This window comes from Nautilia sp., from assembly GCF_053994455.1.
Map to the genome: position 1 here is coordinate 24,736 of NZ_JBMYAU010000093.1, position 25,881 is coordinate 50,616.

At 39.4% G+C, this 25,881-nt stretch carries 23 protein-coding genes; 6 read left to right on the top strand and 17 right to left on the bottom strand.

Features of this window, described 5'->3' with window-relative positions:
- Window positions 1-25 precede the first annotated feature (25 nt).
- The gene (locus ACXJIE_RS06935; protein ID WP_456480239.1) at window positions 26-1,576 is read left to right on the top strand and encodes an L-aspartate oxidase; all 1,551 of its coding nucleotides are present in this window, start codon (window positions 26-28) and stop codon (window positions 1,574-1,576) included.
- Here the strand turns inward: ACXJIE_RS06935 and ACXJIE_RS06940 are convergent.
- From ACXJIE_RS06940 to ACXJIE_RS06975, 8 genes are all read right to left on the bottom strand, one after another.
- Entirely contained in the window at window positions 1,569-3,479 is a 1,911-nt protein-coding gene (locus ACXJIE_RS06940) for an EAL domain-containing protein (protein WP_456480240.1), read from the bottom strand. The genes ACXJIE_RS06935 and ACXJIE_RS06940 overlap by 8 nt on opposite strands.
- 359 nt (window positions 3,480-3,838) lie before the next feature.
- A complete protein-coding gene (locus ACXJIE_RS06945) occupies window positions 3,839-4,804 on the bottom strand; it encodes an iron-sulfur cluster assembly scaffold protein (RefSeq protein ID WP_456480241.1) in 966 nt (321 codons plus the stop codon).
- Window positions 4,805-4,899: 95 nt separating this feature from the next.
- Window positions 4,900-6,072 (bottom strand): cysteine desulfurase family protein, encoded by a 1,173-nt coding sequence (locus ACXJIE_RS06950; protein WP_456480242.1) that lies wholly within the window; start codon window positions 6,070-6,072, stop codon window positions 4,900-4,902.
- Between the two features lie 64 nt (window positions 6,073-6,136).
- A complete protein-coding gene (lpxD, locus tag ACXJIE_RS06955; protein ID WP_456480243.1) occupies window positions 6,137-7,111 on the bottom strand; it encodes a UDP-3-O-(3-hydroxymyristoyl)glucosamine N-acyltransferase in 975 nt (324 codons plus the stop codon).
- 260 nt (window positions 7,112-7,371) lie between these two features.
- Complete coding sequence (ilvN, locus tag ACXJIE_RS06960; protein ID WP_456480244.1) at window positions 7,372-7,833, bottom strand: acetolactate synthase small subunit; 462 nt, start codon at window positions 7,831-7,833, stop codon at window positions 7,372-7,374.
- Entirely contained in the window at window positions 7,830-9,527 is a 1,698-nt protein-coding gene (locus ACXJIE_RS06965) for an acetolactate synthase large subunit (RefSeq protein ID WP_456480245.1), read from the bottom strand. The genes ilvN and ACXJIE_RS06965 overlap by 4 nt, the downstream gene beginning before the upstream one ends.
- Window positions 9,528-9,573: 46 nt before the next feature.
- Window positions 9,574-10,485: a Ppx/GppA phosphatase family protein gene (locus ACXJIE_RS06970; protein WP_456480246.1), complete on the bottom strand. Its 912-nt coding sequence runs from the start codon at window positions 10,483-10,485 to the stop codon at window positions 9,574-9,576.
- Window positions 10,486-10,525: 40 nt separating this feature from the next.
- Window positions 10,526-11,761 (bottom strand): glutamate-5-semialdehyde dehydrogenase, encoded by a 1,236-nt coding sequence (locus ACXJIE_RS06975; RefSeq protein ID WP_456480247.1) that lies wholly within the window; start codon window positions 11,759-11,761, stop codon window positions 10,526-10,528.
- Window positions 11,762-11,981: 220 nt separating this feature from the next.
- Between ACXJIE_RS06975 and ACXJIE_RS06980 the strand changes: the two genes are divergently transcribed.
- The 5 genes from ACXJIE_RS06980 (at window position 11,982) to ACXJIE_RS07000 (ending at window position 15,165) form a co-directional block, all read left to right on the top strand.
- Complete coding sequence (locus tag ACXJIE_RS06980) at window positions 11,982-12,983, top strand: NAD(P)-binding domain-containing protein (protein ID WP_456480248.1); 1,002 nt, start codon at window positions 11,982-11,984, stop codon at window positions 12,981-12,983.
- Between the two features lie 182 nt (window positions 12,984-13,165).
- Window positions 13,166-13,909 carry an NAD-dependent protein deacylase gene (locus tag ACXJIE_RS06985; protein WP_456480249.1) on the top strand — a complete coding sequence of 248 codons (744 nt, stop codon included), beginning with the start codon at window positions 13,166-13,168 and terminating at the stop codon, window positions 13,907-13,909.
- A complete protein-coding gene (locus tag ACXJIE_RS06990; RefSeq protein WP_456480250.1) occupies window positions 13,909-14,238 on the top strand; it encodes a NifB/NifX family molybdenum-iron cluster-binding protein in 330 nt (109 codons plus the stop codon). Before ACXJIE_RS06985 ends, ACXJIE_RS06990 begins: the two co-directional genes overlap by 1 nt.
- Before the next feature lie 78 nt (window positions 14,239-14,316).
- Window positions 14,317-14,589, top strand: a complete 273-nt coding sequence (locus ACXJIE_RS06995) for a DUF134 domain-containing protein (protein ID WP_456480251.1) — start codon at window positions 14,317-14,319, stop codon at window positions 14,587-14,589.
- 18 nt (window positions 14,590-14,607) lie between these two features.
- Entirely contained in the window at window positions 14,608-15,165 is a 558-nt protein-coding gene (locus tag ACXJIE_RS07000; protein WP_456480252.1) for a NifB/NifX family molybdenum-iron cluster-binding protein, read from the top strand.
- Between the two features lie 94 nt (window positions 15,166-15,259).
- On the opposite strand, the gene ACXJIE_RS07005 is transcribed toward ACXJIE_RS07000, so the two are convergent.
- The 9 genes from ACXJIE_RS07005 to queC all read right to left on the bottom strand — a co-directional run bounded on the left by ACXJIE_RS07005 (window position 15,260) and on the right by queC (window position 25,826).
- Window positions 15,260-16,306, bottom strand: coding sequence for an SLAC1 anion channel family protein (locus ACXJIE_RS07005; RefSeq protein WP_456480253.1), 1,047 nt, complete (start codon window positions 16,304-16,306; stop codon window positions 15,260-15,262).
- A gap of 96 nt (window positions 16,307-16,402) precedes the next feature.
- Entirely contained in the window at window positions 16,403-16,978 is a 576-nt protein-coding gene (locus tag ACXJIE_RS07010) for a DedA family protein (RefSeq protein ID WP_456480254.1), read from the bottom strand.
- Window positions 16,978-18,186 (bottom strand): MFS transporter, encoded by a 1,209-nt coding sequence (locus ACXJIE_RS07015; RefSeq protein ID WP_456480255.1) that lies wholly within the window; start codon window positions 18,184-18,186, stop codon window positions 16,978-16,980. Before ACXJIE_RS07015 ends, ACXJIE_RS07010 begins: the two co-directional genes overlap by 1 nt.
- Before the next feature lie 74 nt (window positions 18,187-18,260).
- Window positions 18,261-20,480, bottom strand: coding sequence for a hypothetical protein (locus tag ACXJIE_RS07020; protein WP_456480256.1), 2,220 nt, complete (start codon window positions 20,478-20,480; stop codon window positions 18,261-18,263).
- A gap of 87 nt (window positions 20,481-20,567) precedes the next feature.
- A complete protein-coding gene (locus tag ACXJIE_RS07025; RefSeq protein ID WP_456480257.1) occupies window positions 20,568-22,592 on the bottom strand; it encodes an ATP-dependent helicase in 2,025 nt (674 codons plus the stop codon).
- A gap of 63 nt (window positions 22,593-22,655) precedes the next feature.
- The gene (fliW, locus tag ACXJIE_RS07030; RefSeq protein ID WP_456480258.1) at window positions 22,656-23,018 is read right to left on the bottom strand and encodes a flagellar assembly protein FliW; all 363 of its coding nucleotides are present in this window, start codon (window positions 23,016-23,018) and stop codon (window positions 22,656-22,658) included.
- A 36-nt stretch (window positions 23,019-23,054) separates the two neighbouring features.
- Window positions 23,055-24,263 (bottom strand): cation:proton antiporter, encoded by a 1,209-nt coding sequence (locus ACXJIE_RS07035; RefSeq protein ID WP_456480259.1) that lies wholly within the window; start codon window positions 24,261-24,263, stop codon window positions 23,055-23,057.
- Window positions 24,263-25,105: an acetylglutamate kinase gene (argB, locus tag ACXJIE_RS07040; RefSeq protein WP_456480260.1), complete on the bottom strand. Its 843-nt coding sequence runs from the start codon at window positions 25,103-25,105 to the stop codon at window positions 24,263-24,265. Before argB ends, ACXJIE_RS07035 begins: the two co-directional genes overlap by 1 nt.
- A 52-nt stretch (window positions 25,106-25,157) precedes the next feature.
- The gene (queC, locus tag ACXJIE_RS07045) at window positions 25,158-25,826 is read right to left on the bottom strand and encodes a 7-cyano-7-deazaguanine synthase QueC (protein WP_456480261.1); all 669 of its coding nucleotides are present in this window, start codon (window positions 25,824-25,826) and stop codon (window positions 25,158-25,160) included.
- Between the last annotated feature and the right edge of the window lie 55 nt (window positions 25,827-25,881).

Below are 25,881 nucleotides of genomic sequence, written 5' to 3' on the forward strand. Positions count from 1 at the left end.
TACAATTATATCAAAAAGGACGTTAATGAAATATGATATTTTGGTAATAGGAAGCGGTATTGCCGGAATGATGGCTGCAATCGAAGCAAAAGAACTCGGCAGCAATATTGCGATAGTTACGAAAAAATCTCCGATGGCAAACAACTCGTTTATGGCAAAAGGCGGAATTAACGCCGCTTTAAACAATATGGAAGACGGAGATTCTATCGAACACCACATTCAGGACACGCTAAAAGGCGGGGTCGGAATAGCCGACGAGGAAGCGGTGAGGATTTTCTGTGAACAGGCCCCCCAGGTTGTCAGGGAGCTTCACAGGCGTTTTAAAGTACCTTTTAACACTCTTCCGAACGGAAAACTCGCGCAAAGACCCTTCGGCGGGACAAAATTCAAAAGAACGGTTTACGCTGCGGACGCAACGGGACCCGCAATTATGAAAGCGTTAAACAAAGCTCTCAAAGATCTCGGTATCGACGTAATCAAAAACCATCTTGCAATAAACCTGCTTGTTAATAACGGAAAAATTGCCGGTGTCACGTTTTTGGATGAAAAAACAAATGAATTAACGGTAATTCAGGCAAAAGCCGTAATTGTGGCCACCGGGGGATACGCCGGACTTTACAAAAGTTACACCACAAACGTAAACGACGCTACGGGCGACGGCGTGGCAATGGGGTTAAGAGCCGGACTCGAGGGGATGGATATGGAGTTTATACAGTTTCACCCTACGGGACTTGAAGGAAGCAACTATTTAATAAGCGAAGCCGCAAGGGGAGAAGGGGGAAAACTAATAAACAGCGACGGAAAGGAATTCGTAGACGAACTGAACACAAGGGATTTCGTAACGCGTGCGATTGTAAAACAGCTTCAAAGAGGCAAAAAAGTGTATCTTGATCTAACGGATATACCGGAAGAAATTATAAACACAAAACTTGTAAACCTTAAAAAAAGGGTAAAATCACTAAAAGGCATAGACATAGCAAAAGAACCCATCCCAATCACCCCTCTTGCACACTATACGATGGGAGGAATTAAAACGGACACATACTGTTTCACCAATATAGAAGGACTTTTTTACGCCGGAGAAGCCGGAAACAACGGCGTGAACGGGGCAAACAGACTCGGAGGAAACTCCTTAAGCGAAGGTGCGGTGTTCGGTAAAATAGCCGGTTATCAGGCGGTAAAATATTCCCACAGGCAGCGGACGTTTGCAGATCTTCCGAAAGAACAGATAGAAAAAGACAAAGAGCTGCTAAACAGACTTAACACCACCAGAATAGACGCTAAAGAACTTAAACACAGACTCGGAGATCTGCTCTTTAACAAAGTCGGAATAATTAGAAACGGATATCAGCTTAAAAAAGCAATCGAAACATTAAACGATATAAAAAACAATCTCGAAAGCGACAAAGATTCGTCAATTCAGGAAAAAATCGAACTTATAAACGGAATAGACATCGCCACGGCCATCGCAAAAGCCGCGCTTGACAGGGAAGAGAGCAGAGGGGCGCACTTCAGACTCGATTATCCGGAAAGCGACCACGCGTTTTTGAGGCACACTTATACGAAACTCAATTGACAATTTCCCTTATCCTCTCCTCTTTTTCTACCAAAAGTTCTTCAATTGTTTTGGGCATGGAAAGATAATACCCCTGAAGCAGATCCACACCGGCGTTTTTTAAAAATTCGAGAGTTTCTTTGTCTTCTACGAATTCGGCCACAAGATGAAGGTTAAATTCTTTTCTGAAACCAACTATAATTTTAACCGCTTTTCTTAGGTATTCGTCGTTTTTTATACCTTTAACAAGCGTCCCGTCTATTTTCAAAACCCTTATCATATTTTTTCTTAAAAGATTTATAACCAGAAGAATAGAAGAATATCCGCTTCCGAAATCATCCACCGCAAAATAGCTGTTCGTGTTTTTGTTTATATTCTCTATCAGTTCCAGGTTTTCAACAAATCTCTGCTCCGTCAGTTCCAAAACGATATCGACTTCTATTTTTTGAATAATGGAATTCAGCTTTTTTATATAATCATCGTTTTTTAACGCTTCAAATGAAATGTTTAAAAAAATTCTTTCCGTAATCTGTTTGATTAAATGTTCTTTTTCCAGAATTTTATCTAGTACAATCATATCGAATTCGGCTATTTTATCCATCGCATATATATGGTCTATAAACATACCAGCGGGAATAAGCTTGCCTCCGTCGTTTATCCTTCCTAAAACTTCGAGGGAGAAAATTTCATTGTTATCGGCTTTAAAAATAGGCTGAAACATTATGTCTATTTCTTTTTTTTGAATTTTTTTCTTTATAAATTTAATGTTTATCTGATTTTTTATCCACTCTTCAAGATGGTTTTCCTTATTGTTGAGTATTATGTTTTTATGTTCTTTTTTTGCCGCCTTTTTTAAAAACCTGAAATAATTTATCAGATCTTTTATCTGTATCTGTGAGTATTTGTCAAGTTTTATTCCCAGTATTACGGCATCGAAATTTATTTTTTCATCGTTGATTTCAATCGTTTCCCTAATCATTGAATAGAGGTTTTCAACCTCTTTTTCAAACATACCGAAATCTATATCGATTCCTATAAAATAAAAATCGTTACTCGAACCCTGAATAATAAGATAATTTTTTTTATCCTTATAAACATTGTGCAGTTTATGGTAAAGTATAAGTTTGGCATCCGTTACGGTGTTTTCGTTTATGAGGCTGTTCATTACTTTAAGACTTTTCAAATCTATCACCGCGACATAAAGGGTTTTGCTTTTTACGAGTATTTCTATAAGTTCGAAAAAACTCTTTTCCACGTTCGAAAACGTTGCTATATAAAGTTCGTTTAAAGTATTGTAAAATTTCAGAACCTGCTCTTTTAAATCCCTGAAAACAAAATATGATTCCGCATAATAGCCCTTTTTATAAAAAATATAAAAGGAATTGGCAAGCGTGTGTATCAAATTATGCAAATCGTGAATGTAAATGCATAAATTCACGTCAAGACATATCATTAAAGATTCAAGATACGAAAGGTATTTTGAAAATTTGCAGTTTTTCGCCTCTATAAGAGGATATGTCTTTAAATCGTCGTTTTTTACGGACGAAATTATATTGTCAATCCACTCTTCATGTGCTTTAAAAAGCATAAAATCGTGTTTTCGTTTTTCCAGCAGCAGCGTTTTTAAAGAGGAAATTTCCTTTTTTATATAAACCTTAGCGGTGATGTTTAAAAGTTTGTCAAGTTTTTTATTTAATTTTTCATCCCTGATTTCGGATTTTATAAGACCGAACGACCTGTAAACTACAGAATAAGGTAATTTCATCCTTTTATAAAAATCGTAACATACTTTTTCGTCAACCGTTTCCGTTGTTAAAAACTCTTCCACTATTTCCGCAATACGTTCTATATCGTTTCTGCTAAACGAATCTTTGACTATTTCGTCATTTAACAATTTTTTGCTTAAAAGTTCCTTTATATTCATAATTACCACCTATATTGAGTTACTTTTAATTATTATACACCTTTTGAGAACTTTTTACAAATAACGGTTTTATCGGTACTAACTAAATACGCTCAACAAGAGTGCAAATTATTTAACACTTAGAAAAAGCTAAAAAGTGCAAACGGGAGAGCTGTTAAAAATAACAACAACTGCTTGTAGTTTTTAGGCTCGCACAGCAATGAAAATGTGCAAACTTGCACTTCATACGCCCGTAGGTTAAGTATACTTTTTTTAACGCTTTTTCTCCGTTTAAATTTGCAATTGTTTCACTTTATTTAACCAGTACCGTTTTATCATATGTTTTAAATTTTGAAAATTAAAAGAAAGAGAAAGGTGAATCAAATCTGTTCTATCTTGATTTTGTCCGTTTTAAAGTGTTTTCTCATTTCGTCTTCTATGGCAAGAAGTGTGACTCCCCCGCTTGCACAGGTCGCACAAGCACCCATATATCTGATATATACTTTCGTAATACCGTCTTCTTCTCTTATATCGAGAAGTTCCAAGCTACCTCCGTCCATTGCAAGCATAGGCTTGATTTTGGTATCCAAAAACTCTTCAATGGCTTTAATTTTTTTAATCAGGCTCATTTTTTCAAAATCTTCAGTTTGACTGGCATTTTTGAGGTTTTCTTTTTTCATCTGCTCCTGAACCTCTTTAATTATATCCACAAGGTAAACGGGTTTTTCCTCATGCCCGCCGGGTGCCACGCAGCTTTTGCAGTATTTTCCGGCATCCGTGTATTTTTGAAGTTCTTCAACCGTTTTTACGTTATGCTCTCTTATAATATCCTCTATTTCTTTTCTCGTAACCCTCGCACATTCGCACACGATTTCACTGTCTCTCAGTTTTTCAGCGTCTTCACCTTTGTATTTAGCCGCAGCTTCTATAATTACGTCATAAGCCATTACGCTGCAGTGCATTTTCTGCGGCGGAAACGCAGGGGTGTTGGGTTCATCCCTCAACGCCTTTTCAACATCGAGGTTTGTGATTTTCATAGCCTCATCCACCGTTTTTCCGATGGTAAGTTCGGTCATCATATCCGAAGACGCTATCGCCGTTCCGCACCCGAAACTTTTGAACCTCGCATCGACGATTTTATCGGTTTTCGGATCCACAAGCCAGTACAGCCTTACGGCATCCCCGCACGCCTCGCTTCCGAAATCGGCGACCACAAGTTTAAGCCCTTTTTGTTTTGCGTCTTCTTCGGTAAATTCCCCTAAATATTTCGGATTATTCATTCTTTCAATTACCTTGTTCGAATACTGCTCCCATACGTTTCCCGTTATCAGGTCGTTTCTTCCCATTTTATCTCCTTAGTTAATTTGTACATTAATGTATTAATATATTAATATATTTTGGTTATTATTGAATAATTCTTAATTCTCAATTCTACCTCAATTTATTTAGGCGCCACTTTCGCGTATGTCATGGATATGTCTCTTAATCGTTTAACAATTCCCGGCAGTTTTTCTATAACATAGTCTATTTCCTCTTCCGTTGTAAAACGGCTTAATGAAAATATAATTCCGGTATGGGCTATTTCCGGATCTTCACCGAGCGCTTCAAGAACCTCGCTGCCCTCAAGCCTTTCGCTGCTGCAGCTGCTGCCCGTTGCAGCGTATATGCCGTTTACGTTAAGATCCCAAAGCATCGATTCGCCTTCGATTCCCCTGAATGACGCAACCACCGTATTAGGAAGTCTGTATTTTTTGTCCACATAGCTTTTCGTATCCGGGATACTAAGTATCGCCTCTTCAAGTTTGTCTCTTAATTTTGCGACCCTCGTATGCATTTCCTCAAGATGTTCGTTGGCAAGTTTTACAGCCTCGGCCATTGCAATCATTCCGTTTAAATACACGCTTCCGCCTCTTTTGCCGCCCATCTGGTTACCGCCGTGTATCAGGTTCACATAAGGGGCGCCTTCTCTTACATAAAGGGCGCCCACACCTTTCGGTCCGTGAAATTTATGCGCTCCGAACGTAAAATAATCAACTCCGAGATCCCTTACATCCACTTTCACCTTTCCGACCGCCTGTGCCCCGTCGCAGTGAAAAGGGATACCGTGTTTTCTCGCTATTTCGCTTATCTCCTTAATAGGCTGAATCGCACCGCTTTCGTTGCTTGCGAACAAAACGCTTATCAAAGCCGTATCTTCCCTTATGGCGCTTTCAAGTTCGTTAGGATCAATCCTTCCGTTTTCATCGGTGTAAAGATATGTAACTTCCATTCCTAACGTTTTTGCATAAGCGCACGGCGCTTTTATTGAAGAGTGCTCACTTACCGTGGTAATAATATGTTTTTTACCGCTGCCTTTTAAAAAAGCGTCTATAAACGTTTTAATTACGGTATTGTTTCCTTCGCTTGTAGAAGAAGTAATGATAATATCGTCTTCATCCGCGGCGCCGATTCCCGGGTATAAAATGTCATAAGCCTCGTTCATTGCGCGTCTTGCGTCTATACCGAGCTGATAAATAACGTTTACGTTACCGAACAAATCGGTACTTTTACAATAAATATCCCTTACTTTTTCATCCATAGGCGTTGTGGAATTGTTATCTAAATATACTTTCATTACCGGCCTTTATGTTTATTTTGATTAATTGTATCGAAAGAGGAGAAAAAAAGATTGATTTATGTCAAGATTTTTTAAGAAGTCTGCTTAAAAGCCCCTGGAGTTTCAGCCACTGTTTATGCGGCATAATAGGAAACCCTCCGTATACACCGGGTTTCTTGATACTTTTGCTCACCCCTCCCCTCGCGGCTATCGTCGTCATCGGCGCAATTTCGAGATGTCCGGCCGTCGCGCTCTGACCGCCCATTATTACGTGGTGTCCTAATTTAGTACTTCCGGCGAGCCCAACCTGACCCGTCAAAATGGAATACTCTCCTACCTCGCAGTTGTGGGCTATCTGTACAAGATTATCTATTACGGCTCCTTTTTTAATTACGGTTTTTCCGAACACTCCCCTGTCAACGGCCGTATTGGCTCCTATTTCCACATCATCCTCTATTTCCACATATCCAAGATGATAAATTTTGATATGTTTTCCGTCTTTGGTGTGAGCATATCCGAAACCGTCGCTTCCTATAACCGTCCCCGCATGTATTTTAACCCTGTTTTTGATTTTAGTATCTCTGTAAACGGTTACATTAGGATATATTACACACCCCTCGCCTATTTCAACATCGGGGCCTATTACACATCCGGGCATTATTACGGTATTTTTACCTATTCTCGCACCTTTTCCTATCCTAACGGAAGGATCCACATCGGCACTGAACGCAATCTGATATCCGCCATCTTCCCACGGCTCTTTCGCAAAAAGCTCTGTTAAATAAGCCAGTTTTAAATAAGGTTCGTCCGTTATAAGCGGTATCACCCCATCGGGCAGTTTGTCGGCGTCTTCTTTTCTAATTAAAACGGCCGCCGCCTTCGTATCCGTAAGATACTTTTCATATTTAGGATTTTCTAAAAAGCTAATTTCCCTCTCACTTGCATCCTGAAGCGTATTGATTCCCGTAATTTCAATATCTTTATCACATTGTAAATCCAAATATTTTGCTATTTCTTTTAATGTGTATGTTTTTCCGCTCTGATTTCTCTCGCACATTATAAACCTTTATGATTTTTTTTATTATACAATAAATATAATTACGAATTATCCTTACATATGGGATTTTGAAAAAGAATGAATAAATTATCGGATATTTAACTTATACCAATTCCAATACATTTATACCTCATCTTTTCCCTCTCTCTTCCTCATCTCTTCCTTATTTTTCCCCCTCTTTTCCCATTTAAAGGCTGCGAATAAATTAACTTTGATATTATAAGCGCCAGACACCAATATCAACAACAAAAAGCAAAACGTTATCTTTCGATAACGCTCGCCCCGCTTCTGACTATTTCAAGAGGTTTGTATTTTTTTATGGCTTTTAAAAAGTTATCGATTCTCACGGGTCTGTCCACTACGCTTACAATTACGTGTTTTTCCCCTACGTTGCTTATGCTTCCGTTATAGCACCTTGCGAGGGCGTCTATGTCGGCTAAATGGTTTTCAATAGGAAATTTGACCATCGCCATCTCTTTTTCTATAAAATCCTCGCTTTCTATAACCTTGTAAACCGGTATAAGTTTGTGAAGCTGTTTTACAATCTGTTCGAAAACCTTCGGATCACCCTCACTGACGATAGTCATCCTTGAAAATTCACTGTTCGGAATCGGAGCGACGGTCAGGGATATTATATTATACCCCCTTCCGGCGAACATATTGACTATTCTGGCCAGAACCCCGTGTTCGTTTTCCACTATTACGGATATTATTCTTTTCATTTGTCTTCCTTAAATATAAGCATATTTTTCAGCGGCGAATTCGGCGGAACCATAGGAAGGACGTCTTCCCTTCTGTCAATCTGTACATCTATAAAAGTGACTTTTTTGGCATCGAGCGCTTTGTTTAAAGCGTCTTCAAACTCTTTTTTGGTGTGCACCCTGTAACCGATTCCTCCCATGCTTTCCGCAAGTTTGACGAAATCGGGCTGCACGTCGCTGAGATCCGTTTCGCTTAGTCTGTCCTCATAAAACATCGTCTGCCACTGTCTCACCATTCCGAGATAATTATTATTCAGAATAATGTTGATAACCGGAAGATTATATCTGTAACCGGTAAGTATTTCCTGTATATTCATCATAATGCTTCCGTCGCCGGTAAAATTTATAACCGTTTTATCTTTTACGGCTTCTTTAGCACCCAAAGCCGCCGGAAAACCGAACCCCATCGTTCCGAGACCACCGCTTGTCAGAAGCTGTCTGGGATACGTAAACGGATAAAACTGCGCCGTCCACATCTGATGCTGTCCCACATCCGTAGAAATAACGGCGTCTTCCGGCACCATTTCCCCCGTTTTTTTTATAACCCACTGGGGTTTTATAACGCTATCGTCGTCGTTATATTTCAAAGGGTAAAGTTCCCTGTATCTGTCTAATACGGCTCTCCATTCCTCATATTTTTCAGGTTCTATCTCTTCAATAAGCAACGGCAGCATATCTTCAAGGACGTTTTTCAAATCACCCACAATGGGATATTTCGTAGGCACCACTTTTCCTATCTGGCTCGGATCTATGTCTATATGAACAATGTCCGCGCGTTTTGCGAATTCGTCAAGTTTACCGGTAACCCTGTCATCGAACCTGGCACCGAGGGAAATAATCAAATCGGCGTCGTTCATGGCCATATTCGCCGCATAGGTACCGTGCATCCCAACCATTCCGAAAAGATAAGGGCAGTCGTATCTCATAACACCTCTTGCCATCAAAGTTTCCACGACAGGTATGCGGGTTAATTTAACCGCTTCCCTTACAAGTTCGTAAGCACCGCTTAATACGGCCCCTCCGCCTACATAAAAAACGGGTCTTTTTGCTCTTTTTATAGCGTCAACCGCTCTTTTTATGGCCCTTTTGTTACCTTTGTACGTAGGCTTATACGTAATCAGCTCTATAGTTTCGGGATATTCGAATTTAGCCTTATCAATGGTTACGTCTTTGGGAATATCTATATGAACCGGTCCGGGTCTCCCGCTTTTTGCAAGATAAAAAGCCTCTTTCATAATAAAAGGCAGATCTTTTACGTCTTTTACAAGAAAATTATGTTTCGTTATGGGCCTTGTGACACCCACGGCATCAACTTCCTGAAAAGCGTCTGTTCCTATCGCCGTTGTGGGAACCTGTCCGGAGATTACGACCAACGGAATCGAATCGGTATAAGCGGTGGCGATGCCCGTAAGTGCGTTTGTAAGTCCGGGGCCGCTCGTAACCATTGCCACTCCGACCTTACCGCTCGCCCTTGCATAACCGTCAGCCATATGAACCGCCCCCTGTTCATGCTTAGCCAAAACGTGTTTGAAATATTTCTGTTTGTAAATTTCATCGTAAACATTCATAATCGCACCGCCCGGATATCCGAAAACAACTTCCACATTTTCTTTAATCAGACTTTCAATTACAATTTGAGCACCGGTCAATTTCATAAAAAACCTTTTTGTCGGAATTATAGCAAATTTAAAAAATTTATTTTTACGTTAAATTTTCACATTCGCTTATGGCCACACCTTCTCTCAGTCCGTCATCGCATACTATACACTCTTTGTACTTTGCAAGTTTGAATATTTCTTTAAAAATATAAATCCCGCTTATTATCAAATCGCCTCTTCCCACACCGACTAACGACTCTCTTTTTTTCATTTCCATTTTCATAAGTTTTTCCGCCCAGTAATCCAAATCCTCAACGGTTACTATCGTCCCGTTTACTTTTTCTCCGTCGTATGTCGAATAGTCCATTCCGAGTTTCAACGCGGCTATCGTGGTGGGCGTGCCGCTGCTTGCAACGAAACGTTTAGGTTTTCTTAATGTGTTAAAAGCAAAATCAAGAAAGTTTTTAATCTCTTTCCCTCTTTTTTTTACGGCCGTTTTAATGGCTTCGGGAGTTTTGTGTCTTTGCGTAAGCGTTACAATACCGAGCTTAAAGCTTTCGCTTAATATGTTCTCTTTGTTTTTGATCGTAACTTCCGTACTTCCCCCTCCTATATCGACCAGCAGAAAATGGCTAAAATCCCCGAATCCGCACTTTTTTAGACAGTGTTCGACGGCTATTGCCGTATATTCGGCTTCTTCGGCGGGCGTTATGATTTCAAATCCGATACCGGTTTGTTTTTTGATCGTTTCAATAACCAAATCCCTGTTTTCAGCTGCCCTCAGCGCTTCCGTAGCAACGGCTTTTATTTTTTCATTTTCCGTTATGTTAAACCTGTTTTTCATATCGTTGAGGGCGTTTATCACCCTTTTGAGCGCCTCATCCGTAATACCGTCCGTTTTTATGAGTTTGTCCGCAGTTTTTACTATTCTTTCGAACTCGTCTATCTTGGTATTTGTAGCACAGTCGAATTTTACCGCCCTTAACGTATTGCTGCCTAAATCTATAGCTATCACTCGCTCTCCTTACATTCGTTTATTTTCCGGTTTTCACCGTTTATTCCCTGATTTGACCGTTTCCGTATATTTTATACTTATATGTGGTTAAATCGTCTATTCCCATAGGTCCCCTCGCATGAAGCTTATTAGTGGAAATTCCGACTTCGGCTCCGAATCCGAATTCCCCCCCGTCCGTAAACCTCGTCGAGGCGTTAACGTATACGCAGGCGCTGTCGACCATATTTAAAAATTTTTCCGCCGTTTTATAATTATCGGTGATAATAGAGTCACTGTGCCCCGAACCGTATTTTTGAATATGCTCTATTGCCTCGTTTACGTTCGAAACCACTTTAACCGATAAAATTTTATCCAAATATTCGGTGTTCCAGTCATCTTCCTTAGCCTCTTTTATCTTTATTATTTTAAGCGTTTTTTCACAGCCCCTAAGCTCCACGCCCTCCTTTTCCATTTCATCTTTTAACAGAGGCAAAAACTCTTCGGCTATTTCATCGTCCACAAGAAGCGTTTCAACCGCATTACACACTCCGGGGCGCTGAATTTTTGCATTAAGCGAAATTTTGAGCGCCTCTTGCTTGTCCGCGTCTTTGTGAACGTATATGTGACAAAGCCCTTTATCATGTTTAACCACCGGAACTTTCGAATTTTCGCTTACGAATTTTATAAGTTTTTCACCGCCTCTGGGTATTATCAAATCCACATATTTATCTTCCTGTATAAGTTTAGACACGCCCTCCCTTGAATAATCGGGCAGTAAGGAGACCGCTTCTTTGGGCAGCCCGTTTTTTTCCAATACTTCCTGTAAAAGATTTACAATGGCTATATTCGAATGCATAGCCTCCTTTCCGCCTTTTAATATACACGCGTTTCCGCTCATAAAACAAAGCCCCGCGGCGTCGCTTGTAACATTGGGCCTGCTTTCATATATTATTCCTATAACCCCTATCGGTATTTTTACCTTTTCAATCCTAAGCCCGTTGTCAAGCATCCATCCTTCTATAACCTTTCCCACCGGATCGTTTAATTTTTCTATGGTTTTTAAGGCGCCTGCCATTGCCATAACTCTTTTTTCGTCGAGGTAAAGCCTGTCAATCAGGGCTTCGGAAAGATTTTTTTCTTTAGCGAAATACATATCTTTTTTATTTTCACTTATTATATAAGAACTGTTGTCAATGAGGGATATGGCCATTTCCCTTAAAACTTTTCTCTTTATGCCGCCGTTCAAAGCCGCAACCGTCCTTGAGGCTTCTTTTACTTTTTGTAACACTTCAACCATAATTTTCCTTTTTTATATATTATTTTACCAAATTAAATAAACAATGACAAAAATATCGGATTTACCGTGAATAAATATTCATTTATAATATCTCCCGAAACATCTTTTTTTTCAAGTGTTACTTTTTTACACGTATACGCGTATGAATAAAGACAATATGTAACAAAAGACGAACATATAACTTCCGCTGCGTTATAATACAAATAAAAAAGGAGAAATAATGCCTTGTGATAAATTACAGGATTTAGTTATAATCGGAGCCGGTCCGGGAGGAATCGCAGCAGCGGTTGAAGCAAAAATAGCCGAACTTAACAAAGTACTTATTTTAGAAAAAGCCGACAATCATAATGATGTGATTAGAAAATTTTACAAACACGGAAAAAGAGTGGACAAAGACTGGCAGGGTAAAAAATTCGAATTTAAAGGAAACGTAACTTTTGATGAAGGAACAAAAGAAAGTTACCTGCAACAAATGGATAATTATATTGAAAAATACGGATTAAAAGATCACATCCATTACAATCACCATATTTATGCCGTAAAACCTGTATGCCAGGGGGTTTTTGCAATAGCGAGTGATCATGAACTCGGTGCCGTATTGGCAAAAAAAGTTATAATTGCAATAGGAAGAATGGGCAAACCGAATAAACCCGCATATAAATTCCCTCCTAAAATAAGGCCGAGACTTAATTTTAATCTTGACAAAGTACAACCCGGAGAAAAAGTATTAATAGTTGGCGGAGGAGACACCGCCGGAGAATACGCATACGGGTTAGTAGATATGCATATTAACTGTGACGTTACATTAAACTACAGAAGAAGTGAAATATCTAAAATGAACAATATTAATAAAAAAATTGTTTTAGATTATGCAGATGAAGGAAAACTTAAATTAAAATTAGGGTTGGATATTGAAAATGTCGAACCTTATGAAGAAGATGGAGTAACACCGCCTAAAGTAAAAGTAAACTTTAAAGACGGTACAAGCGAAATATACGACAGAGTCATATATGCGCTCGGCGGAACCACTCCTGTAGATTTTCTTAAAAATGCGGGAATAGAACTTAACGAATGGAAAGAACCGGTTTATAATCCGGAAACATTTGAAACAAACATTCCAGGACTTTATGTAATAGGAGACGTTGCGGTAAGCAGCGGAAGCATTGCCCTTGCGATGAATCATGCATACGATGCGGTAAAAGATATTGCATCAAAAAAATAAACAACCCTTTTTCTCTTTTCTTTTACAGCTATAAAACGGTAAAAAAACCGGACGCCTCTTTATAATTCGACTCAGGTTTTAATGTTCACACCACAGCGGTTTAACATACCCGCTTTCAAAATCTTCTATATATGAAATTAAAATATGTTAAAATTATTTCAAACAAGTATAAAAGGGTATTTATGAACGCTACATACAACAAAGCCGCACTGTTAATAAAAAACTCTAAAAAAACGGTCGCGTTTACGGGCGCCGGAATATCGGTGGAAAGCGGTATTCCCACTTTCCGGGGGCCTGAGGGTCTTTGGAGCAGATACGATCCGGAAATTCTGGATATCGATTATTTTTTAAAAAACCCGAAAAGCTCGTGGGAAAAAATAAAAGAAATTTTTTATGATTATATGCAAAACGTCAAACCTAACAGCGCACACTATTTTTTAGCCGAACTTGAACAAGCAAACCTTCTTAATGCCGTAATAACACAAAACATCGACAATCTACACCAGGAAGCCGGAAGCAAAAATGTCATCGAGTTTCACGGAACCGCAAAAAAACTCGTATGTATGAACTGTTTTAAAAAATATGACAAAGAGGAGATAAATTTAAACGATTTACCTCCGGTGTGTCCTAAATGCTGGGGTCTTTTAAAACCGGACTTCGTATTTTTCAAAGAACAGATTCCCCAAAAAGCCCTTGAAAAATCTCTCGAACTCGCCCAGGAATGCGATCTGATGATAGTAATAGGCACAACCGGGGAAATACAGCCTGCAAGCCGTATACCATTTATTGCAAAACAAAGCGGGGCTAAAATCATAGAGATTAATATTGAAAAATCCAATTATACCGATTCCGTTTCGGATATTTTTCTGCAAAATCGTGCTACAATTGTCTGTGAAAACTTAAAAAAAGAATTAAAAGGACTGTAATGAAAACGGCATTCCCTACTTCAAACGAAAAAACTATCTGTGAATACATTCCGTTTTGCAAATACTTTTTAATATACGACACCGAAACGAGAGAAAAACAATTAATAAAAAACCCTATGTTTGAAACTGTTAAGGAAAAAAACATAAAAAAAAGGGATTGCGGGGAAAACGCCCTTCACACGGGGGAAATCATTCCTCCGCTATTAAAAGATTACGGCGTTACTCTTTTAATAGCAAGGAAACTCGGTGAAGGAATGCTGGACAATCTTGAAATATACAATATCAAATACAGACTCACCGACGAAATGCATATAGAAAAATTCCTTTAACTCTCGGTACTTCTTTTTATTGACATATGTTCAAAAAAGTTGTATAATAACATTGAACATATGTTCAAGGAGTTACTAATGCCAAGACGTGTAAGACGCAGAATCAGGGGAAAATTCAATCATTTATGCTTTAAACCGTGCGGTATTCCGGGACACAGTCTCGAAGTTGTCGAACTTACAAAAGACGAAATGGAAGCGATAAGACTTGCCGATTTTGAAGGTATGTATCAGGAAAACGCGGCCGTTGAAATGAACGTGTCACGTCCGACATTCGGCAGGATACTTTCAAATGCAAGGGCGAAAATTGCAGATGCCCTTATAAACGGAAAATCAATAGAAATTTTAAATTAAACTTTTAAGGAGGGTAAAATGAGAATAGCATTTCCGACAAACAATCAAAAAACCTTATCACCACACATCGGATTGGCAAAAGGTTTTTTAGTCGTGGATACAATTACAAATGAAAGATTTTACATTACAAATCCCGTAATGGAAAAAATTCAGGAAGAACACATAAACCTAAAAGATCTTCCCGAAGGTAACAGGGGTTTCGGAACGGGAAGAATTATACCGCCTCTTCTAGCGGAAGCCGGAGTTGATGTTTTGGTTGCCGACGAATTCGGTGACGGAATGGCAAGAAATTTGGAAGCCGAAGGTATTTCTTATTATGTCACCGATAAAAAAGATATAGAAGAAATATTAAAAGAGATTAAGGAGGGTGATATGCAAACAAACAGTGCAAGAGAATTTTCAAGAGGTTACGGATTCTCAAGAGGAGCCGGGTTTGGCAGAGGCAGAGGATATGGTTTTGGAAGGGGACAAGGTTTCGGACGAGGTCTTGGCAGAGGATATGGAAGAGGCGCAGGATGCGGAAGAGGCAGAGGATTCGGAAGAGGTTTCGGTTTCAGAGGCGGATGGGAAGATTAATCCCTCTTTTTACCGCCTGTTTTTACTTTAATTAATAATAGTGTCTGTCACTTTTATTTAAACCAAGAAGGCATTTATTATGCCTTCTTATTAATTATTCCGGAACACAAACCTGTCTGTTTAATGCCGCAATAACAGTTTTATACGCTACAAAAACGATAAGTGCGGTCGTAAACCATAATAGTCCGTTTGCTATATAGTAAAAAACTACGTCTTTTTGAATACCGAAAACATAATCGATTTTCATTATTCTTTTTTCGATAGCCACTTTGTTTAAATGGTAATTAAGTATAGAAGCTATTGTCATAGCTGCCATAGGGAATGTATATGCCCACCATGTAATCGCATAAGGAACTTTTACAAACAGTCTGAACATAAAAAACACAAGCAGTGTAAAAAAGAATCCCACGTCATATAAAAAGTGCGCGAAAAAATCAAAAAGTATATACTGTATATGAACGACTCCGCCGGTTATTTTTTCAATTCCCTCCGCAATTTTTACGTAAGAAATAAAACCTACCGCCGCAGGCGCTATAAAAATGAATAATGTTGGAAGAAACTTAGCAGGGAACTGATGATGGAATATTATTCTGTATAAAACTATGGTAAATAAAATCACCCAGAAGAATATACCGATTGAAAAATAAAACTGGGCGACTTCCACCCCTCCGTAATAAACCCCCGTAATCGGAACAAGCACGTTACCTACGATAGGAATAAACCATGCGGGATTGCTGTGATGAATTTCAAGGTTTTTTACGATCCAGTATCTTATTACGTAAAGCGTGAAAAACAGATGCAAAGGCGCACCGATATACCATAATATTTTTGATGCAGTTGGTGAAATTTTGTGAAGTGCAATCGAAAACAATAACAAACAGATTGAAATAGCCGGGAAAAAGTTAATTCTGATAGGATGGGCAAACTCATGTTTAACCGCATCGGGATACTTAATCCATTTTAGTAAATAAGTGACTGCGAAAACTGTAAAAACGGCAATTGCAAAATATACGAGAGACGTTCCTATTATTTTAGGATATCCGAAAAAGTGAGCAGCCTTCTGATATGCGATTGCAAGGCCGGTCAGACCCATAACGACTGCAAACAGAGGTGCCGGAAAGTGTTTAAGTCTGCTTTCCATTTTAACTCCTTTATTATTAAATTTTGCGGAAGTATAACAGAAATTTATAAGGTGTCAATAAATATAAGATAAAATTATAGTTTTTATGTTACAGGTTTAAAGTCGTGTTCTTTTTATATAAACCAAAGTGATTACAAAAACACCCACAAGTATAAAAAATGTCAGTTCTTTTATATATTTATGCACGAGATACCCTTTTTCTCCTATAAAATAACCGGTAAACTCCAAAACAAAAACCCATATGCCGGTCCCTAAAGCCGTAAAAAGCGTAAATTTTAAAGGATTCATATTCGCAAGTCCGGCCGGGAACGAAATATACTGCCTCATCCCCGGAATCAGTCTTCCGTTAAACGTTGAAATTTCTCCGTGCCGTTCGAAAAATTTTTCAATTTTTTCAAGATGATGTTTTTTTAAAAATTTCAAAACAGCCTTCCTTCCAGCACTCTTTGCAATAAGATAATTAAACCATGCCCCCGCCACAGAACCTAAAACACCGCTTAAAAAAGCGGCGGCGAAACTCATTTCCCCCCTGCTTGCGAGATAGCCGGCCGGCACCATTACTATTTCACTCGGAAAAGGAAAAAAGCTGCTTTCAAGAAACATCATAATAAAAATACCCGCATATCCCCATTCCCCGACAGTATTTACAATAAAATTTACAATATCCCCCATCAGGTAGCCTTAAGCCTCGTTGCAAAAAAGAGACCTGTCAAAAGCATACAAATCGTAAATATATACAATACGTTATAGCCGAATTTTTCAAGTATGAAGCCCCCGGGTATTGCAAAAAACAGCCCTATTGAGGTAAGATTGTTCTGAAGAGCGACATATATCGGCCTTTTATCTTCCGGAGCTATTTCAAACAGCAAATTCAAACCGCTTATTTTAAAGCCGTCCATTGCAAAACCTATCAGAAAAAAAACAAATCCGTACATTACCGCACTGTTTGCAAAAAAAGCGGTTATAAACGCCAAAATTACGCTTACAAACGAAAAAATGATTATCTTTTTATACTGAGGAGCCAATTTTTTCCAAAAAAGGTTTCCTATCAGCGCCCCGAACATCTGAACGGTAACAAAACCCCCTATCAGCCATCCGGTTAAATGAATACTTTGATTCGCTTTTAAAATCACAAAAGGAAACGCAAATAAAAAAGAATAACTAAAAAATATAGTTAGTATCTGTATCTGAAGCGCCTTGTCTGTTCTTAAAAATTCAAAAGCGTTTTTTAAAAACTTCCAAAAACTTTCCTCTTTAACCCTTACCTTTTCCTTTACCGGTTCTTTTATTGTGGCGAATGCGAAAAGTCCGAGTCCGAGAAGAAACGAGCTTATCATAAAAAGATACGCGTAACTCTTAGGAGGTTCGAAATTGCTTAAAACCCATCCTGCTATCCCACCGCTGATTATGGAAGCGATTGCGGCGAAAAACTGTCTGTTAGCCATTGACTTTCCGCGTTCGGTTTTGTTAAAAATCTTCGCCACTATTTCACTGAAATAAATACTTCCGAAACCTGCGGAAAAACTGAAAACAAAAAGCCCTATTCCGAAAACCCAGAGAGTAAGAGCGGGATTTTTATCCCCTACAAGCAGTATGGCAAGCCCTATCATAAACCAGCTTACAAACCTTGCCAAAAAAACTTTTCTCATATAAGGCATAACCCTTTTATACCCCTGGGCGTAAAAAGCCGCAAAAAGCTGCACTGCAATAGCCCCTCCCCTTAACAGGGAGGCAAAAACACCCACAAGTATTACGCTGTCGCTGAAATGGTGTACGATAAGCGGCAGAATGGTGCTCGGTTCCGCAACCGCCATCGCAATTGCAAGAAAAAAACCGTGAAGAATGTTTTTTAGATTGTTTTCTTTATAATTAGGAGACAATATAATCCTTTTTTTGGAGCGAATTGTATCATAAATACACTATTCTTTACCGCTGCGTTATTATAAAACTCAACTTATTTTTTTACAATTTCCACAACAACTCTTCCAGCCGTGCCCGTTGTGAAATAGATCGTCGCGTCCTTTGCCGCCACAGCCGTTTTTACAGCTTTTCCGTTAATTTTAACAATATATTCACCTTCTTTTAAATCCGCAACGAGATGATTAAGATTAACCGGTGCGTTATTTAACGTATATACGACCGTATCTCTTAATAATTCGTCCCCGGCAAACATAACAGCCCAGTTTCCTATCATAAGACCGTTACTGTCATTATTTTCCACAACTTCCAAAGTGTCAAAATCGTTTAAAGCACCGCCGCCGGTTTGCATTAGATTTAATATGTTCAGATTTTTTCTTGCTCCGAAATCTATAACGCTTTGCCATTTTCTCTCTTCCGGAGGGACTTTCCAATCCGGAAGGTTTTTCCATAAATCGGTTTCGTCAACTTTCGTCACGGTAATATTTGAAGGTATGACTGTTTTGTGAAGAAGTCTGGAATTTCCGCTTACAGAATTCTGCAACAACATATTTTGCCTGATTACGGGTTCGGTCAATGATCTGATCCGGTATTTGATATCTGCCGGATTTTTTAATCTTATTCTGTCAAAAACAACAAAATATTCCCCGGTATGAAAAAAATGCCTCCTGTAACTTATTACATTCAAATTGGCGGACGTCTTATCCGGATTATCATTCCACTGACCGTCGGCATTCATCATAACATAGGCGAATTTCGGATTAAAAGATATCCTCACTCTCGTGATTTCCGCAGGTTTTTGGGAATCGAATATGGGGGTTCCCTTGCAGGACTCGCCGTTAACCTCGCAGCCGTTTTCAATTGACAGAATGTTGTAAAAATCTCCGTTTGTTAAAGAATCGTAATTCCTCGCCCCTTTTGTAAGATACTCTCCGTTTCTGTATATGGAAAAATGCCCCTGATCCATACCCTGCTGATCCAGAGGTACCGTGCCGTCCCCTCTAAAAACACACCAGCTCGAATTCTCTTCCCAGCTCTGTCTGTATAACAGAAAATCAGGGTTTTTTGCAAAATACACCGAAGGCAGATTTTCATAGGAAACCGCCTTTTCATACTGATCAGGCACATTAAAAAACAGTTCCAAGAAAGGATCGTTTTCATATCCCACATTTGTGTTGTCGCGAAAATATTTTCCGTAAGCGCTTCGTGTATCGCCAGCCGTGTAGGCAAAATATTCGGCGATACTTAAGGCTCTGTAAAACCAGGGCTGAGTCGAAAGTGTGCTCGGATCCTGCCATGAACCATAATCTTCAATTATTTTCTTTTTCGGATCCGTCAATGAAATAAACGCCTGTATCAAATTTCCCCAAAAAGCTTTAAGATCCGTTTCGTTTTTTTCAAAATCATAACCGCACCCCGTTTCCAGTGAAAGCTGATTTTCGGCAATCGCTTTAATATCTGTGGAAGCAAGATAGGCCATACCGGTAAAATAAACTCCCCCTATTCCGGCTTTTATAATGTCTCTGTTGCTGATCTTGGAATTATAACCGTTATTCCATCCTTTCCAGCCCCTTTCCAGAATTACTACGGCATCTTCATAATCCCCGTATAACGCTATTCCGTACATTAAATGCAAAGCTCCCGTTAAAAGATTTAAATCGCTGTCAGTACCGGATGCGTTTATATTGTATCCGTTCCAGAACTTATCGCTTATTTTTTTCATAAGGGAATGAAATTTGTCCCTGACATCTCTGTTAAACCCGCCGTACCCGTAAAGCCAGTCGTAGGCAAGGGCCAGCATTTCGTATCCTTTATGATCCGGATCACCGTAATGGGAAAAATCGTCACTGCTTTTTTCCATTAACTCTATGGATTTTTTCGCATATTTTTCATCCCCCGTCAGATAATACATCAAAGCAAGAGGTGCCGTAAACTGCTGGGGCACGTAATTAGCCCTGTCCGATTCATCAAGTCCGTACGGATCATTCGAAGGATCTCCGTCCGTTATCGAATCGCACATGCGCTTAAATTCAACCCATTTGCGGGTGTTGTTTGCCCTATGGAATTTAAGCATATTCAAAAGATCGTTTCTAATCCACAGTCTCGGATGTTCCTTTTTTTTACAGTAAGGCGTTATATAAATCTCGTTGGAAGAGTTGTCAGAAACGGCGGTTTCATCTGTCTGTGTCCGGGAACCGCCGCCCCCGCAACCGGTAAATACAAAAAATGTTACAATTAAAAACAGATATATTTTCATATCGGCTTGCCTTAAAGTTACGGTTATTATTAATTATAACATATTTAAACAATTACAAACACGTTAAAACAAGTCCGCATTAAAATTTTATTCTTTTATTCTATAACCGGCTTCATATAAAAACCTGCTGGGCTCATACGTTAAATTTCTCATCCTGTCGTTTTTGGCAAGACACAAAAAAAGCCTGTCTTTGGCCCTTGTGACGGCCACATAAAAAAGACGCCTTTCCTCCTCGATGCCTCCGGCCGGTTTGGAAAGCTTGATATTAGGAAACCTCTTTTCCATAAGATCCACAATATAAACCTCTTTAAATTCAAGCCCCTTGCTTGCATGGACGGTAAGAAGATTCACCCCTCTGCCTTCGCTCATCTCATTCGCACCCAAAACCATAGCGTTTAAAAATTTTTCCAAATCACTGTAATGTTTTAAAAGATTTCCGAGAACCTTTACTTTGTTTTCAATTTTCTCAACGGATTGAAGATATTTCTCCTCTACGATTTTACCGTTTTTATCCCTGCTTCTCTCTTTTGCTATATTGGAAATTATATGTCCGAACGTTTTACTTTCAATGATTTCATTATAAATGGAAACAGGGTTTTTAAGCCTGTTAACCCTTTTTAAAAGTTTGTAAAAATTGAATAAAAACTCCCCTCCCTCCTCGGACAGTTTGGGATGTTTAAGTACCGGATTCGACAAAAACCCCTCTTCTATATTCAGATGTTTGAATTTGGCGACACTTCCAAGCTGTGAGAAATCCTCAAAAAGTCCGAGCTGATAAGAGGTTTTTTTCTTTGTAAAAATTTTTTTCGAAGTGTCGGGGTTTAAAAAGCCCTTTTTCACATCTCCGTCCCCTAAAATTAAAAGCGCTTCAAAAAGCTCGCCCGCAATCGCGCTGCCTATTCCTTTTGCATATTCGAATATATGGATAAAAGCCATAATATCCTTAGGGTTTACCATAAAAGTAAGCAAATCGAGGGTGATTTTAATCTCTTTCGAATCGAAAAAACCCACGCCTCCTTTTCTTTTGCACTCTATTCCCTTCTCCCTCAACATCGCCTCAATGGCGTCCGCACTCGAATTGTTCCTGAAAAGCACCGCTATTTCGTCTCTTCGCACCGGAGAGTTTAAAATTCTGTTCGCCACGTCCCTGTATTCTTCAAACGTGTCGTTATAATAAAGCACCTTAGGCCATTCACCGGAAAAACCCCTCGTTACTTCAAGGTTTTTAGGATAAATACGCGGGTTGTTGGCAATCACCTTATTGGCGATTTCAAGTATCTCCCCGTAACTTCTGTAATTTTTGGTTAGGGTAAACACGTTCGCATCCGGATATCTTCTATCAAATGTGGAAATAATGCTTATATCCGCCCCGTTAAACGCGTAAATACTCTGATCATAATCCCCCACACAAAAAAGCGACGTTCTTTTTATATTTTCAATAAGTTCGTTTTGAAGAGGATTCGTATCCTGGTATTCGTCAACCAGCACCTCTTTAAAAGGCACGTCAATCCCGTTTTTAAGCTCCTCTATCATTCTTATGAGCAGTGAATTGAAATCGACCAGTCCGTGGGCTCTTTTAATTTCTTCATATTCGTCGAATATGCTTTCGTAAACCAAAGCGTACTCTTCTTGCAACGGCGCCCTTTTTACAAGCCATTCCCCGAAATCTTTTTCGTTCGAATTTAAAAACAGGGAATAAACGTCGAAAAGATAATTCGCACCGTAAGGTTTTTCCTCCCCCCTAAGTCTTAAAAAATCACGTTTGTCATACACCGATTTGAATAAAATTTTTAAATCTTTCGGCTGCTTTAAAACAATGTTTTTATTGAGTTTTTTAAGCCACCTGTAGCTTACCGCATGAAACGTTCCGGCTTCGATGTGCCTCGCTTCGGGAAGCACCCCGGCAACCCTCTCTTTCATCTCATTAGCCGCCTTGTTTGTAAAAGTAAGAAGCAAAATTTCCTCGGGTTTTATACCTTCTTTTAAAAGATATGCGATTCTTCCGACAATGGTGGACGTTTTGCCCGTTCCCGCGCTTGCAATCACAAGATTGTGTCCCAAAGGGGCCGTAGCCGCCCGGAGCTGCTCTTCGTTTAGTTTAGAAAGCGGCAATATTTTTTCCTTTATAATTTTTTTGAAAGCGTTATTTTACCCAAGAAGAAAAAAAAGGGGAAGTTATTTCAAAAATTCTCCGAGTTTCGCATATCCTTCGTCATCGAGAATAACCTGTGCACACGTACCGTTTTCAAGATTAAACAAAAACGGAGCCTTAAAATTAACAACCGATTCCGTTACGGGTTCTTTCATAACAATATTGTTATACACCTCTATTTTGGATTTTTCGTTAATATCAAGAAGCGCTTTTACATCGGCCGGCACGTCAAACGAATATTCCCTGAGAACAAAAGGGTTTATAAGGGAAAACAAAACCCTTCCGTTTTCGTCTTTCAATACCGCTATGGACTCGTCAACCTTACTTAGCTCGACCGTATTTAAGCTTTCAAACCCCGGGATAGGTTTTTTTACCTTAAAATGCATTCTCTCTCCTTTAAACGTTTGCTTTATTTTAACATATTATTTTCTATTTCCAAGATATATCGGTTTATACCATTTTAACAGGGTCGGTACGGAAATGTTAAGTAAAAACGTGGTAAACATCAAAATATAAAACTCCTTTTGAGTAATAAGGCTGTTCTGAACGAAAGCGATGTTTATCACAATAAAGGCCAGTTCGGCCCTCCCGAGCATTCCCAAACCTATTAAAACGGAATCCTTCACGGAATACCCTCCGGTAAACCTGGCGGCTGAGGCGGCCGAAAGAACCTGAAGCACAAGCACGCTTGAAAAGAGCATTAAAGTAGGAAAAAACACTTCTTTAAACATATTCAAATCAAAAAGTATCTTACCTCCGAGAAGTATAAAAAACACGGGTCCGAAAACCGTATACGCCATTACGGATGTGATTTTTTCAACTTCTTTAGCCCTGTTCTGGTTTCCCACCCCGAAATATTCCGCTTTTAAAATAAGCCCCGCAAAATAAGCGCCTATTGCTGGATGAAAACCGAGCGTATGCGCTACGCTGCCAAATAAAAACACGAGTATAAAAACACCCAAAACCGCATAATGCCCTTTGTTTACGACAAACAGGTATCTTATCCCCTTTTTGTGGGGAACGATAAATTTGGCGACGAGAAACACAAAGCCGAAAAACAAAACGACATCAAGCATCGTTCTTACAAGTTTTGCGATATCTATATTGAGTTCTTTTTGGGTGCCGTTTAATATTATCGGCAGTAAAACGGCAACACCTATTAAACTCAGTACGTCGTCGACAACAGCACTTGTCATAATTCCGGTTGCGGCCGGCGTTTTTTCAAGTCCGAGAGACTTTAAACTGACCATGGTCAGGGAAACGGCCGTCGCCGTCATCGTAAGGCCCCATATAAGGGCGGAAGTGGTGGAAAAACCTGAAATTTCGGCACTGAAATACCCTGCCATAAAAGGAAAAACCGCCCCTATTACTGCGATTCCCCACGCTTTTTTCACGCCTTTTAAAAAATTGCCGAGATCTTCTTCAAACCCCAGGGCAAACATAACCAAGATTATCCCTATCTCACCTAAGAACTCTATCCTGTGATCACCGCTGAAAAGCCCTATGTTACCGAGAACCGCCCCGAAAATTATAAACCACAAAACGTCAACGCTTTTGGTTTTTTTAGCCGTAATTTTTGAAACGAAAACCGTAACGAAAAGAATAAAAAGCTCCGTCCATATATAATGCATTATCCGTCCTTGATTTCGGTTCCTATACCCTCGCTCGTAAGGAGTTCCAACAGAATCGAATGTTCTATTCTTCCGTCGATAATATGCGCTTTTTCCACACCTCTTTTCACCGCTTTTAAAGCCGCATCCACCTTAGGAATCATACCCCCGGCTATAGTACCGTTTTTTTTAAGCGTTTGTATTTCATCTTTCGTAAGGGAACTTATCAGGTTTTTTTCCCTGTCAAGCACCCCAGGAGTATCTGTCAGGAAAATCACCCTTTTAGCGTCTATGGCTGCGGCTATTTCGCTTGCGGCCGTATCGGCGTTTATATTATACCCCGGATGAGTGGCGCTCTCCCCCGCCGCAATAGGGGCTATTACCGGAATAAGACTCTCGCTTAACAGTTTATTGACAAAAACACCGTCTATCGAAGTGATTTCCCCCGTATACCCCACGAGGGATTTGGCTTTCATAAAGCTCATATCCTTTCCGTTAATCCCTATCGCCTTAGCACCGTGCTGATTTAGCATATTTACGATTTCTTTGTTAATTTCTCCACTTAAAACCATCTCCGCTATTTTGATTGATTCTTCGGTAGTCACCCTAACACCGTCCTTAAATTCCGTTTTTACGTTAAGGGCCGTGAGAATCTCCGTTATCCTTTTGCCTCCCCCGTGAACGATTACGGGCTTTATCCCGACCATATAAAGCATTAAAATGTCTATTGCGAAACTTTCTTTGAGTTTTTCATCTATCTGCGCAGCCCCGCCGTATTTTATCACTATCGTTTTTCCGTAAAATTTTCTTATAAACGGAAGGGAATCAAGCAGTGTTTTTACTGTTTCTATCTTTTTTTTCATATTTCTCCTTTTTTTTAAAAATTAACCGGATACCGTTTCAGTTAACATAACATTATTTCTTTTTATAAGGTATTTTGTCTTCAATGGCCGCCTTTTCGAAACCTTTGAGTCTTAGTCTGCAGCTGTCGCATACCCCGCACGCCTCATCTTCGTATTTATAGCAACTCCATGTAAGATGAAGCGGCACGTTATATTCAACCGCGGTTTTTACGATGTCTTCTTTTTTTAAATGAACAAGAGGCGTTTTTATCTCAATATTCGTCTCGGGTTTTGTTCCGGAATTGATCGCCTTTTGCATATTTTGAATAAAATCCTCCCTGCAGTCCGGATACCCGCTTGAATCCTCTTCAACCACGCCGATGTATATCGCTTCGGCACCCTCCTTTTCAGCTACGGCAGCGGCTATAGAAAGAAAAATACCGTTTCTAAAAGGCACGTATGTTACGGGTATACCCGGTTTAACCCCGTCAATAGGCACATCGATGTTTTCATCCACGAGAGCGCTTGCACCTATCTGCTTAAAAAAAGGTATGTTGATTATGTATCTGTTGTCTAAATCCAGATAAGAGCATATGTCGTTAAACGCTTTTAATTCCTTTTTTTCGGTTCTTTGGGAATAATTAAAATGCACGGGTATTATTTCGTACCCTTCGCTTTTGGCTATAAACGCGGCCGTTGTGGAATCCATACCGCCGCTTAAAATCACTACCGCTTTTTTCATCTGACGCCTTTTTATATTAAAATTAAAATAATTGGCATTGACTAAATAATTTTTT

What these genes read in the sequence shown, in the direction of transcription:
- ACXJIE_RS06935 (WP_456480239.1), top strand. Translation starts at nt 26, where the DNA reads ATGAAATATGATATTTTGGTAATAGGAAGCGGTATTGCCGGAATGATG.
- queC (WP_456480261.1), bottom strand. Translation starts at nt 25,826, where the DNA reads ATGAAAAAAGCGGTAGTGATTTTAAGCGGCGGTATGGATTCCACAACG.
- ACXJIE_RS07035 (WP_456480259.1), bottom strand. Translation starts at nt 24,263, where the DNA reads ATGCATTATATATGGACGGAGCTTTTTATTCTTTTCGTTACGGTTTTC.
- argB (WP_456480260.1), bottom strand. Translation starts at nt 25,105, where the DNA reads ATGAAAAAAAAGATAGAAACAGTAAAAACACTGCTTGATTCCCTTCCG.
- ACXJIE_RS06985 (WP_456480249.1), top strand. Translation starts at nt 13,166, where the DNA reads ATGAACGCTACATACAACAAAGCCGCACTGTTAATAAAAAACTCTAAA.
- ACXJIE_RS06980 (WP_456480248.1), top strand. Translation starts at nt 11,982, where the DNA reads ATGCCTTGTGATAAATTACAGGATTTAGTTATAATCGGAGCCGGTCCG.
- fliW (WP_456480258.1), bottom strand. Translation starts at nt 23,018, where the DNA reads ATGCATTTTAAGGTAAAAAAACCTATCCCGGGGTTTGAAAGCTTAAAT.
- ACXJIE_RS07020 (WP_456480256.1), bottom strand. Translation starts at nt 20,480, where the DNA reads ATGAAAATATATCTGTTTTTAATTGTAACATTTTTTGTATTTACCGGT.
- lpxD (WP_456480243.1), bottom strand. Translation starts at nt 7,111, where the DNA reads ATGTGCGAGAGAAATCAGAGCGGAAAAACATACACATTAAAAGAAATA.
- ilvN (WP_456480244.1), bottom strand. Translation starts at nt 7,833, where the DNA reads ATGAAAAGAATAATATCCGTAATAGTGGAAAACGAACACGGGGTTCTG.
- ACXJIE_RS06940 (WP_456480240.1), bottom strand. Translation starts at nt 3,479, where the DNA reads ATGAATATAAAGGAACTTTTAAGCAAAAAATTGTTAAATGACGAAATA.
- ACXJIE_RS07005 (WP_456480253.1), bottom strand. Translation starts at nt 16,306, where the DNA reads ATGGAAAGCAGACTTAAACACTTTCCGGCACCTCTGTTTGCAGTCGTT.
- ACXJIE_RS06965 (WP_456480245.1), bottom strand. Translation starts at nt 9,527, where the DNA reads ATGAAATTGACCGGTGCTCAAATTGTAATTGAAAGTCTGATTAAAGAA.
- ACXJIE_RS07010 (WP_456480254.1), bottom strand. Translation starts at nt 16,978, where the DNA reads ATGGGGGATATTGTAAATTTTATTGTAAATACTGTCGGGGAATGGGGA.
- ACXJIE_RS06950 (WP_456480242.1), bottom strand. Translation starts at nt 6,072, where the DNA reads ATGAAAGTATATTTAGATAACAATTCCACAACGCCTATGGATGAAAAA.
- ACXJIE_RS06975 (WP_456480247.1), bottom strand. Translation starts at nt 11,761, where the DNA reads ATGGTTGAAGTGTTACAAAAAGTAAAAGAAGCCTCAAGGACGGTTGCG.
- ACXJIE_RS06995 (WP_456480251.1), top strand. Translation starts at nt 14,317, where the DNA reads ATGCCAAGACGTGTAAGACGCAGAATCAGGGGAAAATTCAATCATTTA.
- ACXJIE_RS06990 (WP_456480250.1), top strand. Translation starts at nt 13,909, where the DNA reads ATGAAAACGGCATTCCCTACTTCAAACGAAAAAACTATCTGTGAATAC.
- ACXJIE_RS07000 (WP_456480252.1), top strand. Translation starts at nt 14,608, where the DNA reads ATGAGAATAGCATTTCCGACAAACAATCAAAAAACCTTATCACCACAC.
- ACXJIE_RS06945 (WP_456480241.1), bottom strand. Translation starts at nt 4,804, where the DNA reads ATGGGAAGAAACGACCTGATAACGGGAAACGTATGGGAGCAGTATTCG.